At 74.8% G+C, this 15,533-nt stretch carries 15 protein-coding genes and 1 riboswitch; of the genes, 13 read left to right on the forward strand and 2 right to left on the reverse strand.

Features of this window, described 5'->3' with window-relative positions:
- Nucleotides 1-90: 90 nt before the first annotated feature.
- From ABEB00_RS14910 to ABEB00_RS14940, 7 genes are all read left to right on the forward strand, one after another.
- Nucleotides 91-1,428, forward strand: a complete 1,338-nt coding sequence (locus tag ABEB00_RS14910) for a phosphodiester glycosidase family protein (RefSeq protein WP_345620082.1) — start codon at nucleotides 91-93, stop codon at nucleotides 1,426-1,428.
- Between the two features lie 339 nt (nucleotides 1,429-1,767).
- Nucleotides 1,768-2,046 (forward strand): acyl carrier protein, encoded by a 279-nt coding sequence (locus tag ABEB00_RS14915; protein ID WP_345620083.1) that lies wholly within the window; start codon nucleotides 1,768-1,770, stop codon nucleotides 2,044-2,046.
- Nucleotides 2,043-3,329 carry a beta-ketoacyl-[acyl-carrier-protein] synthase family protein gene (locus tag ABEB00_RS14920; RefSeq protein ID WP_345620084.1) on the forward strand — a complete coding sequence of 429 codons (1,287 nt, stop codon included), beginning with the start codon at nucleotides 2,043-2,045 and terminating at the stop codon, nucleotides 3,327-3,329. The genes ABEB00_RS14915 and ABEB00_RS14920 overlap by 4 nt, the downstream gene beginning before the upstream one ends.
- 33 nt (nucleotides 3,330-3,362) lie before the next feature.
- A complete protein-coding gene (locus ABEB00_RS14925; RefSeq protein WP_345620085.1) occupies nucleotides 3,363-4,373 on the forward strand; it encodes an ACP S-malonyltransferase in 1,011 nt (336 codons plus the stop codon).
- A 31-nt stretch (nucleotides 4,374-4,404) separates the two neighbouring features.
- Nucleotides 4,405-4,614: riboswitch (cobalamin riboswitch) on the forward strand.
- 58 nt (nucleotides 4,615-4,672) lie between these two features.
- On the forward strand, nucleotides 4,673-5,725 hold the full coding sequence (locus tag ABEB00_RS14930; protein WP_486389427.1) for an ABC transporter substrate-binding protein: 1,053 nt from the start codon (nucleotides 4,673-4,675) through the stop codon (nucleotides 5,723-5,725).
- Complete coding sequence (locus ABEB00_RS14935; protein ID WP_345620086.1) at nucleotides 5,722-6,738, forward strand: FecCD family ABC transporter permease; 1,017 nt, start codon at nucleotides 5,722-5,724, stop codon at nucleotides 6,736-6,738. Before ABEB00_RS14930 ends, ABEB00_RS14935 begins: the two co-directional genes overlap by 4 nt.
- Nucleotides 6,739-6,794: 56 nt before the next feature.
- Entirely contained in the window at nucleotides 6,795-7,586 is a 792-nt protein-coding gene (locus tag ABEB00_RS14940) for an ABC transporter ATP-binding protein (protein ID WP_345620253.1), read from the forward strand.
- Here ABEB00_RS14940 and ABEB00_RS14945 read toward each other — a convergent pair.
- Nucleotides 7,568-8,188 (reverse strand): TetR/AcrR family transcriptional regulator, encoded by a 621-nt coding sequence (locus ABEB00_RS14945; protein ID WP_345620087.1) that lies wholly within the window; start codon nucleotides 8,186-8,188, stop codon nucleotides 7,568-7,570. The two genes, ABEB00_RS14940 and ABEB00_RS14945, sit on opposite strands and share 19 nt — an antisense overlap.
- A 50-nt stretch (nucleotides 8,189-8,238) precedes the next feature.
- Here ABEB00_RS14945 and ABEB00_RS14950 point away from each other — a divergent pair, with 50 nt between their 5' ends.
- The 6 genes from ABEB00_RS14950 (at nucleotide 8,239) to ABEB00_RS14975 (ending at nucleotide 14,801) form a co-directional block, all read left to right on the forward strand.
- The gene (locus ABEB00_RS14950) at nucleotides 8,239-8,925 is read left to right on the forward strand and encodes a siderophore-interacting protein (RefSeq protein WP_345620088.1); all 687 of its coding nucleotides are present in this window, start codon (nucleotides 8,239-8,241) and stop codon (nucleotides 8,923-8,925) included.
- Between the two features lie 481 nt (nucleotides 8,926-9,406).
- A complete protein-coding gene (locus ABEB00_RS14955) occupies nucleotides 9,407-10,474 on the forward strand; it encodes a phytanoyl-CoA dioxygenase family protein (protein WP_345620089.1) in 1,068 nt (355 codons plus the stop codon).
- Nucleotides 10,456-11,775: a DUF6271 family protein gene (locus ABEB00_RS14960; RefSeq protein WP_345620090.1), complete on the forward strand. Its 1,320-nt coding sequence runs from the start codon at nucleotides 10,456-10,458 to the stop codon at nucleotides 11,773-11,775. Before ABEB00_RS14955 ends, ABEB00_RS14960 begins: the two co-directional genes overlap by 19 nt.
- Complete coding sequence (locus tag ABEB00_RS14965) at nucleotides 11,772-13,022, forward strand: type III PLP-dependent enzyme (protein ID WP_345620091.1); 1,251 nt, start codon at nucleotides 11,772-11,774, stop codon at nucleotides 13,020-13,022. Before ABEB00_RS14960 ends, ABEB00_RS14965 begins: the two co-directional genes overlap by 4 nt.
- Entirely contained in the window at nucleotides 13,009-13,575 is a 567-nt protein-coding gene (locus tag ABEB00_RS14970) for a GNAT family N-acetyltransferase (protein WP_345620092.1), read from the forward strand. Before ABEB00_RS14965 ends, ABEB00_RS14970 begins: the two co-directional genes overlap by 14 nt.
- Complete coding sequence (locus tag ABEB00_RS14975; protein WP_345620094.1) at nucleotides 13,575-14,801, forward strand: MFS transporter; 1,227 nt, start codon at nucleotides 13,575-13,577, stop codon at nucleotides 14,799-14,801. The genes ABEB00_RS14970 and ABEB00_RS14975 overlap by 1 nt, the downstream gene beginning before the upstream one ends.
- Here the strand turns inward: ABEB00_RS14975 and ABEB00_RS14980 are convergent.
- On the reverse strand, nucleotides 14,770-15,513 hold the full coding sequence (locus ABEB00_RS14980; protein ID WP_345620095.1) for a L,D-transpeptidase family protein: 744 nt from the start codon (nucleotides 15,511-15,513) through the stop codon (nucleotides 14,770-14,772). The two genes, ABEB00_RS14975 and ABEB00_RS14980, sit on opposite strands and share 32 nt — an antisense overlap.
- Nucleotides 15,514-15,533 lie beyond the last annotated feature (20 nt).

Genomic DNA, 15,533 nt, shown 5'->3' on the forward strand with positions numbered 1-15,533 from the left:
AGCGGCGGGGCTCAGCGTTCATCCGCGCGGAGCCGACGGATCAACTCCCGGGCCGGTGCGCGTTGGCCGGGGTCCGCCAGTATCGCGTGCATGACATCTCTCTCGAAGAGTTCCGCGGGGTGGCGCGCGCTGGCCGTCACCGCCGCCACGCTCACCGTGCTGGCGGGCGCGACCGGCCAGGCGGGTGCGAGCGGACGTACCGACGCGAGCGGACAAGCCGGTGCGAGCGGCCGGACGGGTGCCGTCCCGGCCGCGCTGCCGCTCGGTGACGCCGACCTGGTGGAGACCCGCGGCAGCGAGACCCTGGCCGACGGCGTCACCCTCACCCGCATCGTGCGGGGAACCGAACCCGCCCCCGCCGACCAGATCAACACCACCACCCGGGGACCGTGGGCGGTCAACGTCCTCACCATCGACCCCCGCAGGGCCGACGGGCACCTGAAGGCCACCCACGGCCCCGACCTCGCCCGCACGGAGAAGACCACCGACCTGGTCAGCGGCGCCGGGGCGCTGGCCGGTGTCAACGCCTCCTTCTTCACCTTCACCGCCAGCGCCCTGTACCCCGGTGACCCGGTCGGCCTCGGCCTGTACGGCGGGAAGCTGCTGAGCGAGCCCACCGGAGACGCCACCGAGGCCGACTTCGTCGTGGACGCCCGCACCGGCAGGACCCTGACCGGCCGGCTGAGCTGGACCGGCGGCGTCCACAACCGCCGGACCGGGGCGGCACTGCCGCTGGAGTACCTCGACCACCCGCCGGTCGTCCCCGCCGCCTGCGCCGGCCTGCCCGACCAGAGCGGGTGCGCCGACTCCGGCGACGTGGTCCGGTTCACCCCCGAGTTCGCCGACGCCACCCCGTCCGGCGCCGGCGTCGAGGTGGTCCTCGAGCGCCGCGGCTGCGTGGTGCGCACCGCGACCACCCGGGGCACCCGGCTGACCGGCCGTCAGACCTCCTTGCAGGCCACCGGGAAGGAGAGCGCGGCCCTGCTGGACCTGGCGGGCGGCGGCTGCCTCACCACGACCTCGGAACTCACCGACGAACAGGGCAGACGGATTCCGGCGCGGGACGGGCTGTTCGGCGTCAACGGGCGCTACCGCCTCACCCGGGACGGGCGGATCGTGGTGCCCGACGGCACCGGCAGCTTCTTCGAGCGCAACCCCCGCACCCTGGCCGGCACCACCCGGGACGGAAAAATCGTGCTGGTCACCGTCGACGGCCGGATGACCGGCAGCGTCGGCACCACCATGGCCGAGACCGCCGCCGTGGCCCGGTCGCTGGGCCTGCGGGACGCCGTCAACCTCGACGGCGGCGGCTCCACCGCCATGTCGGTGCGCGGCGCCCTGGTCAACCGGCCCAGCGGTACGGCGGAACGCCCCGTCGGCGACGCCCTCGTCTACGTAGAGGGCCGCTACCGGCCGGGCCGCGACTGACCGGCGGCAACCGACCGACCGTGACCGGCCGGGCCGTTCCGCGCGGCGGCCGTCATCGCCGTTGCGCGCCGGTTCTTTACGCGCCGGCCGCCGCGCACCCTGCACGCGCCCGGGGGCGCCTGTGAGTGAAGGGCGGCCGGGTGACTCCGGGGGCGCCCCTCGCGTGCTTCTGCCGCCCCGCCGTCCCTCCTCGAACGGCGGTTACCGCCGCGGCTGCTCGGAAAGGCTGTCGCCGTGCATCCGGCAGGCGCCGGTGCCACGTCGGAACACCCGGGCCGGACGGTCCTCCCGCCTCCCGGCCCGGGTGCGCGACGTGTGGACGAGGAAAAGGAGCGTGTCATGCCGATCAACGCCGAGGAACGAGAGCTCTTCGACGAGCTGCGCGAGCTGCTGGCCGCCACCGTGGAGGACGTCTCCGCCGACGAGGTCGGTCTCGACTGCCACCTCAAGGACGACCTGGGCGTCGACTCGCTGGCCCTGCTGGAGCTGGTCGCGGCGATCGAGGACCGGTGGCACGTCCAGGTGCCCGTGGCGGAGGCGGCGGGGCTCGCCACGGTCCGCGAGATCGTCGACCACCTCTCCTCCGTGGTCGCCGCCCCGGCCGGCGGCGCCGCGTGAGCCCATGGCGGGCGGCGGCACCGGACCGCCACCGGACGGAGGCCGTCGTCACGGGGCTGGGCATGACCACGGCGCTGGGCGGTGACGTCCCCTCCACCTGGACGGCGCTCCTGGAGGGGGCGTGCGGCGTCGAACGCGTCGACTACGGGGTGCCGGGCGGCCCCGCGCAGATCTATCCGGCGGCACCGGCCGCCGTCGACCCCGCCTCGGTGCTGTCACCGGTGAAGGTGTCGCACTGTGACCGCTCCGCACAGTTCGCGCTGGTCGCGGCCCGCGAGGCGCTGCGGGACGCGGGCCTGCCGGACGGGCCCTCGCTCGTCGAGCGCGGCTCCCGGGTCGTGGTGGCCGTCGGCGTGGGGCTGGGCGGGCTCCTCAGCATCCTGGAGCAGAACCGCCGGCTGGAGGCGGGCGGTCCGGCCCGGGTCAGCCCCCGGGCCATCCCGGTCATGCTGCCCAACCACCCGGCCGCCGAGGTCGGCCTGCTGGTCGGCGCGAGGGCCGGGGTGCACACCCCGGTCAGCGCCTGTGCCTCCGGCGCCGAGGCCGTCGCCCAGGCCCTCGAACTGATCCGGGACGGCCGCGCCGACGTGGTGGTCGCGGGCGGCGCCGAGGCCGGACTGCATCCGCTGGTCTTCGCCGGGTTCGCCCGCCTGCGGGCACTCTCCCGGCTCAGTGAGGACCCCGACCGGGCCTCGCGCCCCTTCGACGCGGACCGCGACGGCTTCGTGATGGGGGAGGGGGCCGGGATACTCGTGGTGGAGAGCGCCGAGCACGCCGCGGCCCGCGGCGCCCGCGTGCACTGCCGGCTGACCGGCGCGGGCATCACCAACGACAGTCACCACGTCGCGCAGCCCGCCCCCGGCGGCACCGGCTGCGCCGCCGCGGTGAGCGCCGCGCTGCACGACGCCGGACTGGAGCCCGCGGACGTACGGCACGTCAACGCGCACGCCACCTCGACACCCGTGGGCGACCTCTGCGAGGCCCAGGCGCTGCACACGGCTTTCGGCAAGGCGCTGCACGACGTGGCGGTCAGCGCGCCCAAGGCGGCCCTCGGACACACTCTGGGCGCCGCCGGGGCGATCGAGGCGGTCACCACCGTCCTCGCCCTGCGCGAGAGAACCGCACCGCCCACCCGCAGCCTCGAACGCGTCGACCCCGCCATCGAACTGAACGTCGTCGGCCGGCACCCCGAGTCGCTGCCGTCCGGCCCGCTCGCGGCGGTCAGCACGAGCATCGGCTTCGGCGGCCACAACGTCGCACTGGCCTTCGCCAACGCCTCATGACCCACCCCTGCGGCGCCCCGTCGGAAATCGTCGATGTCCCCCGGTGAACCGGCCGCCGGGGACGGCCGGCCGCGCACGGTGCTGATGTGTCCCGGGCAGGGAGCCTACCTTCCGGGCGCCCTGCGTCACCTGCGCGAGGTCCCCGCGGTCGCCGAGGTCCTCACCGCCGCGGACGCCGCCGCGGCGGGCCGGGGCGATGCCGCAGCGCCGGTCGGCGCCCTCCTCACCGAGGAGGGCGCACCCGGCCCCGAGGAACTCCTGCGCGCCGACCCCCTCGGGTTCGACCTGGCCACCTACGCCGCCGCGGTCGCCGCCGCCACCCTGCTCCTCGGCCTCGCCCGCCACACCGGCACCCGGGTCGACGCGGTGCTCGGCCACAGCGTCGGAGACCTCGCCGCCCTCACCGCGGCCGGGGTCCTCACCGTGCGCCAGGGAGTCCGGCTGCTGCGGGTCCGCGACCGCCTGCTGCGTACCGCAGGGCTGCCCGCCGCCGGAATGCTGGCCACCGACCTGACCGCCGACCGCGCGGCGGAACTGCTCCGCGCCTCCGGCCTGTCCGAGGTACGGATCGCCGCCCACAACGCCCCCGCCCAGGTCGTCCTCGCCGGGCCCGCCGCCCCGCTGGACCGGGCCCGGCGGGCGGTCCTCGACAGCGGCCACCGCGCCACCCCCCTCACCAGCCGCACCGCCTACCACCACCCCCTCCTCACCGACGTCCACCGCGCCTTCCGGGCCCTTCTGCGCGGCCAGCCGCTGCGGCCCCCGACGCTCGCCGTGCACACCGCCGCCGGCCGCCCCGCCCGCACCCCGGCCCAACTGCGCACCGCGGCGGCCGCCCACCTCACCGAACCCCTCGCCTTCCCGCGGGCCCTGCACGCCCTGCACCGGGCCGGGTTCACCACCTACCTCGACGGCGGCCCCCGCGCCCTGCTGGGCGCCCTGGCCAAGGCCACCCTGCCCGGTTGTGCCGTCGCCGCGCCCCTGCGCACGGCCGCCGGCACCGACCGGGTCCGGGCGCGGCTCGCCGCCGTCACCGCGGGCTGACCGGGCCGCCCGAGGCCACCGACCGGGAGGTTGGTACGCTGCGCAGGCCAGTCGTGCCACATCCGTGGTCGGGGAATCCGGTGTGAATCCGGAACTGACGCGCAGCGGTGAGGGGGACGGGCGGGGCACTGAAGCCACTGGGACAGACCACGCCGGACACCGCGCCGGCGCACACCTCCCGGGAAGGCGCCTCGTCCGGACGAACCCGAGTCCGAAGACCTGCTGGCACCTCCGCGTCCGCGCGGAGGTCGACCGTAGGCCAGGCTCCGCGTCCGAGCCCCGAAAGCTGAGGCATTCCCGTGTTCCGTTCCCCCGTGCGCCCCGTCGCGCTCCTGCTCACCTCCGCCGCGCTGCTCACCGCGTGCGGCTCCGCCCAGGACCCGGACGGGACGGCGGCCGGCGAGGCGGCCGGGTCCGCCGCCACCGGCTACCCGCTCACCCTCGGCAACTGCGGCCACGAGGTCACCCTGAACTCCGCGCCGCGGCACGCCGTCTCCCTCAACCAGGGCTCCACCGAGATCCTGCTCTCCCTGGGCCTGGCGGACCGCCTCGCCGCCACCGCCACCTGGACCGACCCGGTGCTGAAGGGGCTGGAGAAGGCGAACGCCTCGGTGCCGCGCCTCGCCGACAACGCCCCCTCCTTCGAGAAGGTCCTGGACACCGAACCGGACTTCGTCACCGCCTCCTTCGTCTCCACGCTCGGCACCGGCGGTGTCGCCACCCGCGAGCAGTTCGAGAAACTGGGCGTGCCCACGTACGTCTCCCCGTCCGACTGCGCCGCGGGCAAGGACAACGACAGCGCCGGCGACGGTTCCCGCTCCACGCCGCTCACCCTCGACACCGTCTACGGCGAGATACATGACCTGGCGCGCGCCTTCGGCGTCGAGGAGCGCGGCGACAAGCTCGTGGCCGGCCTGAAGGAACGGGTGCGCGAGGCCACGGACGGCCTGGACGCCTCCGGTGTCTCCCTCATGTACTGGTTCGCCAACTCCCAGTCGCCCTACCTCGCCGGCTGCTGCGGCGCCCCCGGTGCCATCACCCGCGCCGTGGGCGCCGAGAACGTCTTCTCCGACACCCACGACGAGTGGCCCCAGATCAACTGGGAGACCGTCGCCGACCGTGACCCCGACGTCATCGTCCTCGGCGACCTGACCCGCAAGTCCCAGACCGCGGAGACCGCGAAGGCGAAGATCCGCTTCCTGGAGACCAACCCCGCCACGCGCAACCTGGAGGCGGTGAGGAAGAAGCGGTACGTTCTGCTCAGCGGGCAGGCGATGAACCCCTCCCTGCGGACGGTCGAGGGGATCGAGCAGGTGGCCACCGGTCTGCGGGACCTCGGGCTGGTCAAGTGACAAGCGCCCGGACGCCCCTGCTCACCGTCGGCGGACTCCTCGCACTGGTCGCCTCGGTGGCCGTCGCGGTGACCATCGGACCGGCCGACATCTCCCCGGCCGACGTGTGGGCCTCCGTCGCCGCCCACCTAGGGCTGGGCGAGTCCACGCTGCCGCCGCTGCGGGACGGCATCGTGTGGGACCTGCGCATGCCGCGCACCCTGCTGGCCGCGGTCTGCGGGGCGGGCCTCGCCCTGTGCGGGGCGGTCATGCAGTCCCTGCTGCGCAACCCGCTGGCCGACCCGTTCGTGCTCGGCGTCTCCTCCGGCGCCTCGACCGGGGCGGTCGCCGTGATCGTGCTCGGGGTGGGCGGGGGAGCGGTGTCGCTCTCCGCCGGGGCCTTCTTCGGCGCCCTGCTCTCCTTCGGGCTGGTGCTGCTGCTCAGCCACACGCTCGGCGGGAGCGTCGACCGCGTCGTGCTGTCCGGGGTGGCCGTCATGCAGCTCTTCTCGGCGCTCACCTCGTTCACGGTGCTCACCTCGGCGGACGCCGAGACCACCCGGGGCGTGCTGTTCTGGCTGCTCGGCTCGCTCACCGGCGCCGACTGGACGCAGGTGCTGCTCTGCGCCGCGGTACTGGCCGGCGTACTCGTCGTCTGCCTCCTGAACTCCTCCACCCTGGACGCGTTCACCTTCGGCGAGGAGGCCGCGGCCGGCCTCGGCGTCCGGGTGGCCCGCACCCGCCTGATCCTCCTGTGCGTCACCGCCCTGCTCACCGCGGCGCTGGTGAGCTGCGCCGGGGCGATCGGCTTCGTCGGACTGGTCCTGCCGCACGCCACCCGCGCGCTCACCGGGGCCGCCCACGCCCGGCTGCTGCCCGTCACCGTCCTCACCGGCGCCGTCTTCCTCGTCTGGGTGGACACCCTCGCCCGTACCGTCCTCGACCCGCAGGAGATCCCGGTGGGAGTGGTGACGTCCCTGATCGGCGTGCCCGCCTTCGTGGCCGTGCTCTACCGGGGAAGGCGGCGGACGTGAACCGGGCAGCGGCCGCGAGGAAGCCGGCGGGCGACCTCCCGGGCGCCGGGGAAGCGGTGGCGGGGACGGCCGGGCTGCGCGCCGACCGGGTCGTCCGCCGTGCCGGCGGCCGGATCGTCGTCGACGGCGTCACCCTCGCCCCCCGACCGGGCGAGACCGTCGGGCTGCTCGGCCCCAACGGCTCGGGCAAGTCCACGCTGCTGCGGCTGCTGGCCGGCGTCCTGCACCCGTCCGCCGGTGTCGTCACCCTCGACGGCCTGGTGCTCGACCGGGTCGGCCGCCGGGTCGCGGCCCGCCGTATCGCCACCGTCGAACAGCAGGTGCACACCCAGACCGAACTGACCGTCCGGGACGTCGTCGCCCTGGGCCGCATCCCGCACCGCAGCCCCTGGGCGGCCGGCTCGGCCGCCGACGGCCCGGCCGTCGCCGCCGCGCTGGACCGCAGCGGCCTGGCCGGACGGGCCGGCCAGTCCTGGCACACCCTCTCCGGCGGCGAGCGCCAGCGCGTCCAGATCGCCCGCGCCCTCGCCCAGGAGCCCCGCGAACTCCTGCTGGACGAGCCCACCAACCACCTCGACATCCAGCACCAGCTCGACCTGCTGGAACTGGTCGTGAGCCTGCCGGTCACCACCGTGATCGCCCTGCACGACCTCAACCTCGCCGCGATGTACTGCGACCGGCTGCTCGTCCTGCGCGAGGGCCGCGCGGTCGCCGAGGGCACCCCGGGCGAGGTGCTGACCCCGGCGCTCATCGAGGAGGTCTACGGGGTACGGGCCGAGGTCACCGACGGCCCCGGCCACCCGGTGATCCGTTTCCTGCGCCGGGAGGCTCAGCCGCCGGTCAGGTAGCGGGTGAGCATGGCGACGAGTTCGTTCTCGAACCGTTCGAGGTCGACGGAGCCGGGGTCCGCGACGACCTTGTGGACCACCAGCTCGATCGTGGCGACGACGAGCCGGCCGGCCACCTCGGTGTCGGCCACCCGCACCTCGGGACGCCGCCGCAGCAACTCCCGTACGTGGTCGAGGTGCTCCTTCTCGTACGTCTTCACCTTGGCGAGCAGCTCGGGGGAGCGCGGGGCCTGCTCCATCATGACGCGCAGCAGCCGCGGGTCGTCGAGGTGGTTGTCGATCGCGGCCCGGACGGAGAGCCGGAGCACCCCTTCCAGCGAGTCGGGCAGCCCCTGCTCCAGCCGCCGCTCGACGAAGTCCCGCCCGGAGTCGAGGTGCCGGGTCACCAGCTCGAGCAGGATCGCGTCCTTGTTCGGGTAGTACTGGTAGAGCGAACCGATCGAGACCCGGGCCTGTTCGGCGATCCGGTTGGTGGTCCCCGCGGCGTAGCCGTACTCGCCGAAAACGTGAGCAGCCGCGTCGAGGATGCGCTCACGGGTCAGCTCGGCCCGGACCTGGCGGGGCTGTTTACGTGGGCTTGTGCCGCGTCGATCGGACGCCATGGAACCTCCTGGCCAGCACCGTGAAAGCGAGTAGCGAACGACCTGAACAATTGCTCACCCTGCGCGTCAACGGCTCCGCCCGCCCCACCGACGAACCCGACGTCCTCGCCCGGATGGAGACCGAGGGCAGGCGTCCGGTGCTGGCCGTCGTCGTGGAGGTGAGCGAGGTGTACTTCCACTGCGGCCGCGCCGTGGTCCGGTCCCGGCTGTGGGACCCGGCCGGCCAGGCCCTCGCCGACGAGGTGCCGTCGGCCGGCGAGATCGTCACCGCCCAACTGGGCGTCCTGGGCGCCGGGCGCCCACATCGACGTGCGGCTCCCCAACTGGCTGTGTGTCCCGGGCCCGGTCCCCGCGACTCGTCCTGGACCTGTGAACCGTGCGCACCGCGCTGGCCCGCCCCCTCCGCCCCACCCGACGACGGGAGCGAGACGAGAACAAGCATGCTGCCCAAGGTGCGCACCCCCCGGACCCGACGCATGATCACGCTGGAGGTGCGCGGGACCGAGCGGCTCAGCCCGCACTTCTCGACCGGCACGCTCGGCGGCCCCGAACTGGCCCACCTCGACGCCACCGGCCTCGACCAGACCGTGCGGCTGTTCTTCCCCCGCGACGGGCAGGACGGGCTGTGGATGCCCAGCCGCAACAGCGAGGCGTGGATGGCCGAACTGCTGATGATGCCCAAGTCCGACATCGCCTTCTTCGGCTACTGGCGCCGGGGCCGCGCCGCCCTCGGCTGAACACCCGCCCGGCCGGGCGGCCGCCCCGGGACACCCGGCACCGTACTGCCGCCACCTCCCGGGACGGGTGATCCGCGGGCTCGGGCGGCCCAACTCGGTCGCCGGTGAGAGGTGTTGACAGCCTCACTTGGTCTAGTCCATTGTGAGCGCACGTTCGGCGTGGGGCATGAGTGACCGGTGTTCCACGCCGGGCGTACCAGAGGTGACCGACGCGTCCGCCGTGCGGCAGGGCCCCGGCCGCCGCACCCGTGACGACCGAATCGGAACGAGGTGTGACGGGCCGGGGAACCGGCACGGTCCGCGCCGGGAACCGCCATGCGTCCCGCCGCCCTCGCCGCCCCGCTCCGCCACCCGGCCCCGAGCGGGAACCCGCCGCCCTCCTCCCCTTCTCCGTGCCCGACCCGGCGTACGTACCCGGCGCCACCCCCTCGCACAGACCGCCGCCCACGGCCCGGGCGGCGGTGACCACTTGGAGCACCACATGGCGACACCCGACCCCTACCTCCACCGAGCAGCCTCGGACGTCCCCTACTTCAGCGCGGACGCCGACACCTACCTCGCCCGCACCCCCCTTCGCGACCTCGACAAGCGGCGCCCGCTGCGGGTGCTCTCGGAAAAGGACTTCGCGCACTGGCAGACGTACGGCTACGTGGTCGTCAAGGAAGCGATCGCCCCGGCCGCCGCCCGGCGCCTGCTGGACTTCGCCTGGGAGTTCCAGGGCCTGGACCCCGGCCGCCCGGACACCTGGTACGAGGAACGGCCCTACCGCGGCGACCTCGACCGCGAACTGCACATCTACGGCTTCGTGGAGGCGTACCACCACCAGCTCATCTGGGACAGCCGGCAGACCCGGCGGGTCTACGACGCCTTCGTCGACGTCTGGGACTGCGAGGAGCTGTGGGTCACCCTGGACCGGCTCAACCTCAACCCGCCCAACGTCAGGAACCGCGACCGCGCGCTGATCGAGGAGCGGGACCGCGGCTTCGACATCAACCTGCACTGGGACGTCGACACCACCCTCGGTGTCCTGCCGCAGCGCGTACAGGGCATCATCGCCCTCAGCGACACCGAGCCGGACCACGGCGGCTTCCAGTGCTGCCCCGAGCTCTTCCACCGCTTCGACCGCTGGAAAGCCCTCCAGCCGGCCGACCGCGACCCGATCCGCCCCGCCGTCGACCGCGCCGAACTGCCTGTCATACGACCTGAGTTGAAAGCCGGTGACCTGCTCGTCTGGAACGGCCTGCTCGCGCACGGCGTCGCCCCGAACACCTCGAAGGAGGGCGTGCGCGCGGTCCAGTACCTGTCGATGATGCCCGCGCTGGAGTCCCACCGCTCGCTGCGCCGCTCACGCGTCGACTCCTGGCGCACCCTCGCCACCCCCGAGTGGAACGCCACCCTCCTCGGCGACGCCGCCCGGCCCGAGTCCGAACGCTATCCGACGGCCGAACTGAGCGAACTGGGGGAGAGGTTGCTGGGGCTGAGGTCCTGGCACGGGGAGAGCCACGCCGACGAGGTCACCGGGGACGCCGCATGCGCCGCATCTGTCTGACCCTCCCCACGAACCGGGCCTGCCCGGAGACCATCGCGGCCCTCGGCGCGGAGGCGGCGTACGCCGCCGCCCACTTCGACGTCGAGGTGCGGGTGCTGATCCTCGACTCCTGCCCGCCACCCGTACGGGCCGGGCACACCGAGGCGGTCCGCCGCCTGCCCGCGCACCCCCGCGTCACCGTCCACCACCTCGACGAGGACCGGCAGCGCGACTTTCTCCGGCGCGTCACCGCCCGCTCCGGCTCCGCCAAACCCGAACTGCTCCTGGACCTGCTGCTGCCGGACACGGTCTCCTACGGGGCCTGCACCGACCGCGCCTTCCTGATCGCCGCCGCCCTCGGCTGCGAGTCCGTCCACCGCCGGGACTCCGACAGCCGCTACCAGGTACTGGACGGCCGTACCGTCTTCCCCGTCCACCACGAACTGCGCGCCCTCGGCAGCCACGCGGCCGACGCCGCGCCCAGGGTCACCCGCACCGACCTGCCGGCGTCCGCGGCCGGCCGCCGGGTGGCGATGGTGGCAGCCTCGTTCATCGGCGAACTCTCCGTGGACCTGGCCGAGATGCGGGCCGCCGACCCGGAGGTGTACCGGGACGTGGTCGGACTGTGGGCGCCCGCCCACTGGTCCGCCGAGCGCAAGCGGGACCTGGCGGCGGAGTCCTTCCTCGGCGCGGGCACCGCACCGTTCACCGCCGACCACGCGACTCTCACCCTGGTCGACCCGATGCGTGTCGACATGTGCAACATCAGCTTCCACGGCGTGCACGAGCGGGTGCCGCTGCCGCCCGCGCGGGACACCATCGGCAGCGACTACTTCCTGATCCACCTGGTCCACTCCGCCGGCCTGCCCGGCGTCCTGCACAACCGGCACATCGTCAACTACCACACCGGCGAGCGCAGGACCGGCCCCGGCTTCCGCGCCTACCAGACACGCTTCGTCAAGTTCCTGCTGTCGATGCGCTACTTCCACCACGTCTACGACCGGATGGCCGCGGCCGGGGAGCAACTCCTGGACGACGACGGACGGGTGCGCGCCGCGCGGGTCGCCGCGCTCGTCCGGGAGAGCACCCTGCTGGACCGGGCGGAGAACACCGGCCGGCTCGACGCCGTCGACCGCGCCTACCGGCGCCTGGGCGGCCGGTACGCCGACGTCGCCGACCTGCTGGCCGCCCGCCGCGAACGGCTCCTGGACGAGGCACGCGACGACATGAGCGACTTCGCGCTGCTCACCGAGGCGTGGGAACCGCTCGTCGCCGCCGCCGGGGCCACCCCGCTCACCGCGCCGGCCGGACGGCCCGGATGAGCACGGCCACCCCCACCGTGCGGCCGGCGGACACCCCCGGGCTCAGCGCCCCGCTGGCCGCGGCGCTCACCGCGGCCACCGACGACCGGCTGGTCCTGGACCTCGCCGGCATCGAACACCGCTACGACACACTCCGCCGCGAACTGCCGGGCGCCGAGGTCCGGTTCGCGATGAAGGCGTGTCCGGTGGACGAGGTCCTCGCCGCCCTGGCCCGCCGGGGCGCCGGCGTGGACGCGGCGAGCCCCGCCGAGATCGAACAGGCGGCGCGGGCCGGGGTCCCGGCGGCCCGCACGCACTACGGCAACACCGTCAAGTCCGACCGGCACATCGCCGCCGCCCACCGGCTCGGCGTCCGCGCCTTCGCCACCGACAGCCTGGAGGACGTGGCCGCGCTCGCCGTCCACGCGCCCGGCGCCCGGGTCTTCTGCCGGGTGGCCACCGCGGGAGCGGGCGCGGTGTGGGGCCTGTCCCACAAGTTCGGCTGCGCGCCCGCGGACGCCGTCCGCGTCCTGGAACGGGCCCGCGAGCGCGGACTGGTGCCCTCGGGCCTGTCGGTGCACGTCGGCTCCCAGCAGATGACCGCGACCGCCTGGCGGACCGCCCTGGAGGACCTGGCCGGCGTCCTGCGCGCCCTGCGCTCGCGCGGTGTCCGCCTCGACCACGTCAACCTCGGCGGCGGCCTCCCCGCCCTCGGCTACCTCGACCGGCACGGCACCCCCCTCCACCCGCCACTGGACAAGATCTTCGCGGTCGTCCGGGAGGGCATGGCCCACCTGCGACGCGTCCACGGCGGCCCACTGGACTTCGTGATCGAACCGGGCCGGCACCTCGTCGCCGACCACGGCGCCATCCGCGCCCACGTCGCCCGCCTCACCCACCGCCGGGGGCCCGACGGCACACCCCGGCACTGGCTCTACCTGAGCTGCGGCAAGTTCAACGGGCTCTACGAGATGGACGCGCTCCAGTACCGGCTGGTCTTCCCCGGACACCTCCCCGCACCCGGCCGTACCGGCGGTGATCTCGTCCCGGCGGTCGTCGCGGGCCCCACCTGCGACAGCGACGACGCCTACTCCCACGAGCACGGCCTGGTCCGGGTGCCCCGCGCACTGGCCTCGGGCGATCCGGTCTGGGTGCTCTCCAGCGGCGCCTACGCGACCAGTTACACCACCCTCGGCTTCAACGGCTTCGCCCCGCTCCCGTACACCGTCACCGGAACACCCGAAGGCGGCGCCCGTGACCGGGCATGAAGGCGGCTCCCGCGAGAGGGCCGTGCGGATCCGCCGTATCCGCGACGGTGACTGGGACGCCGTGGTGGCGCTGGAACGCACCGCCTACGCCGGGCTGGGCCTGGTCGAGGGGCGGGCCGCGCTCCAGTCCCGCGCGGCGCTCTCGCCGGACACCTGCTTCGTCCTGGACGCCGACGGCCGCACGGCCGGGTACCTGCTGGCACTGCCGTACCCGGCGTTCCACTGCCCCGGCCTCGGACAGGACGAGGCGCCCCGCCCCGCGGCCGGCAACCTCCACCTGCACGACCTCGTCGTCGCGCCCGCCCTACGCCGCCGGGGGCTCGCGCGCCACCTGCTGCGCCACCTCACCGCCGTCGCCCGGGGCCGCGGCGACACGCACCTCTCGCTGGTCGCGGTGGGCGGCAGCGACCGGTTCTGGGCGGCCCGCGGGTTCGCCGCGCACCCGGGCGCCGCCCCCGTCGACGGTTACGGACCCGGCGCCGTCTACATGTCCCGGCCGCTGCCGGCGGCCCGGCCCGCCCCCACCTCCGCCCCCGTCCGCGAAGCGAGCTGATGCGCGTGTCCCCGTTCCACGACCCCTTCCGGCGCGGCCAGGCGGCCATCGCCGCGCTCTTCTGCTCGCTCGGCTTCCAGTACGCCACCTGGGCGTCGAGAATCCCGGCGCTCAAGACCGAACTGGGGCTCTCCCCGGCCCAGGTCGGGGTGCTGCTGATGGCCGCGGGCGTCGGCGCGGCCGTCTCCTTCCCGCTGGTCGCCCATCTGATGAGACGCCTGGGCTCCCGGCGCCTCGCCCTCCTCTCCCAGCTCTGCCTGGCCCTGGCACTGCCCGCCCTGGCCGCCGCCCCCGACTACCGCACGGCCCTGCTGGTCATGTGCGTCGACGGCGTGCTGGTGGGCTGTCTCAACGTCGCCATGAACGCGCAGGGCGCCGAACTGGAGGCCCGGCACCAGCGGAACACCATGGCGAAGCTGCACGCCACCTTCAGCGCCGGATCGCTCCTCGCCGCGCTGGTCGCCTCCGCCATGAACGCCGTGACCCCGTCGGTCGGAGCGCACTTCGCCCTCGCCCTCGCCCTGCTCGTGGCGCTCGGTCTGAGCGCGCGCACCGGACTGCTCCCCGACGCCGCGCCGGCCGGACCGGCCGGACCGGCCGGCGGCGAGCGGCGCCGCCGGTGGTCCCTGCCGACCCGGCTCACGCTGTGGATGTGCTGCGCCATGGTCTTCGGCACGGTCGCCGAGGGCGCGATGAACGACTGGTCCACCCTGTATCTGGAGGACATCGCCGGCGCCTCCGCCGAACTCGCGCCGCTGGGCATCGCCGTGGTCTCCGGGGCGATGCTCGTCGCCCGGATCTTCGCCGACGGCTGGCGGCTGCGCTGGGGCGACCGGCGGGTCGTCCTCACCGGCAGCGCGCTGGCCGCCGCCGCGCTCGCCCTCGCGCTGGTCGGCGGCGGTGTGCTGCCCGCCCTGCTCGGCTTCGCCTGCGTCGGACTGGGCGTCGCCGCGGTGACGCCGTGCGTGTACGCGGCGGCGGCCCGGCAGGGATCGGACGCGCTCACCCTCGTCGCCGCCATGGGCACCACCGGCCTGCTGGCCGGGCCGCCGCTGATCGGCTTCCTGGCCGACGCGAGCGACCTGGCGTGGGGTATGGGCGCGGTGGCCGCCTGCGCCCTGGTGGTGTCCCTGTGCGCCACGCGCATCCGCTGGGAGCCGGCGCCCGCCGGGAAGGGCGCGGACACCGCGCCGGCTACTCGGCCAGCACCGCCCGCGGCCCCATGACCACGACCGGTTCCCGGTCCGGGTCCAGGGCCCGCAGCAGCACCCGCATGTGCTCCGCGCTCAGCGACACGCACGCGTTGGTGGGACCGCCGTGGTCGACGTGGACCCACACACCGCCACCCCGGTCCTCCCCGAGCGGGCGGGTCTCGTCCAGCGGGGTCGTGCCGGTCACCCGGTTGTAGTCGACGGCGACCACGTAGTCGAAGGAGCCCTCCAGCGGTTCGCCGAGGTGCCCGGTGCCCGACGCCTCGAACTCCGGGTCCTGGTCGTAGGGGAGCCGGGTGTCCGGGTCGGGCAGCCGGCCGCCCGCGTCGCTGAGCGAGAACACGCCGACCGGTGTGCGCAGGTCGCCCGCCCAGTGGTCGAGGGTCCAGCCGCGCAGCCCGTTGTGGGCCGGCCACGGACCGGCGGCCAGTCGCCACCGGTCACCCGGGCCGCCGCGCTCGTAGAGGACCGCCCGCGCCTCGTTGCTCAGCTCGGTCGCGCCCCGCACCACCAGCGCCTGCCGGGACGCCGCGGGGATCCGCGCCGCCGTCTCCGGCCCCAGACCGGGGACCGTGCGGGGGCCGGCCGGGCTCGGGGAGCCGCGCCCGCCGGGAGCGGGGGTGCTCCGCGAGGAGGCGTCCCGCGGCTCGGCGGCGCAGCCGGTCAGCAGCGCGGTGGCGCACATCGCTGCGCTCGCCCCGAACGCCAGGGTTTTCCTCACGGTCATGGACCCTCCGACTTGTGCGT

This window comes from Streptomyces ziwulingensis, assembly GCF_039542605.1.
GTDB classification, from domain to species: domain Bacteria; phylum Actinomycetota; class Actinomycetes; order Streptomycetales; family Streptomycetaceae; genus Streptomyces; species Streptomyces ziwulingensis.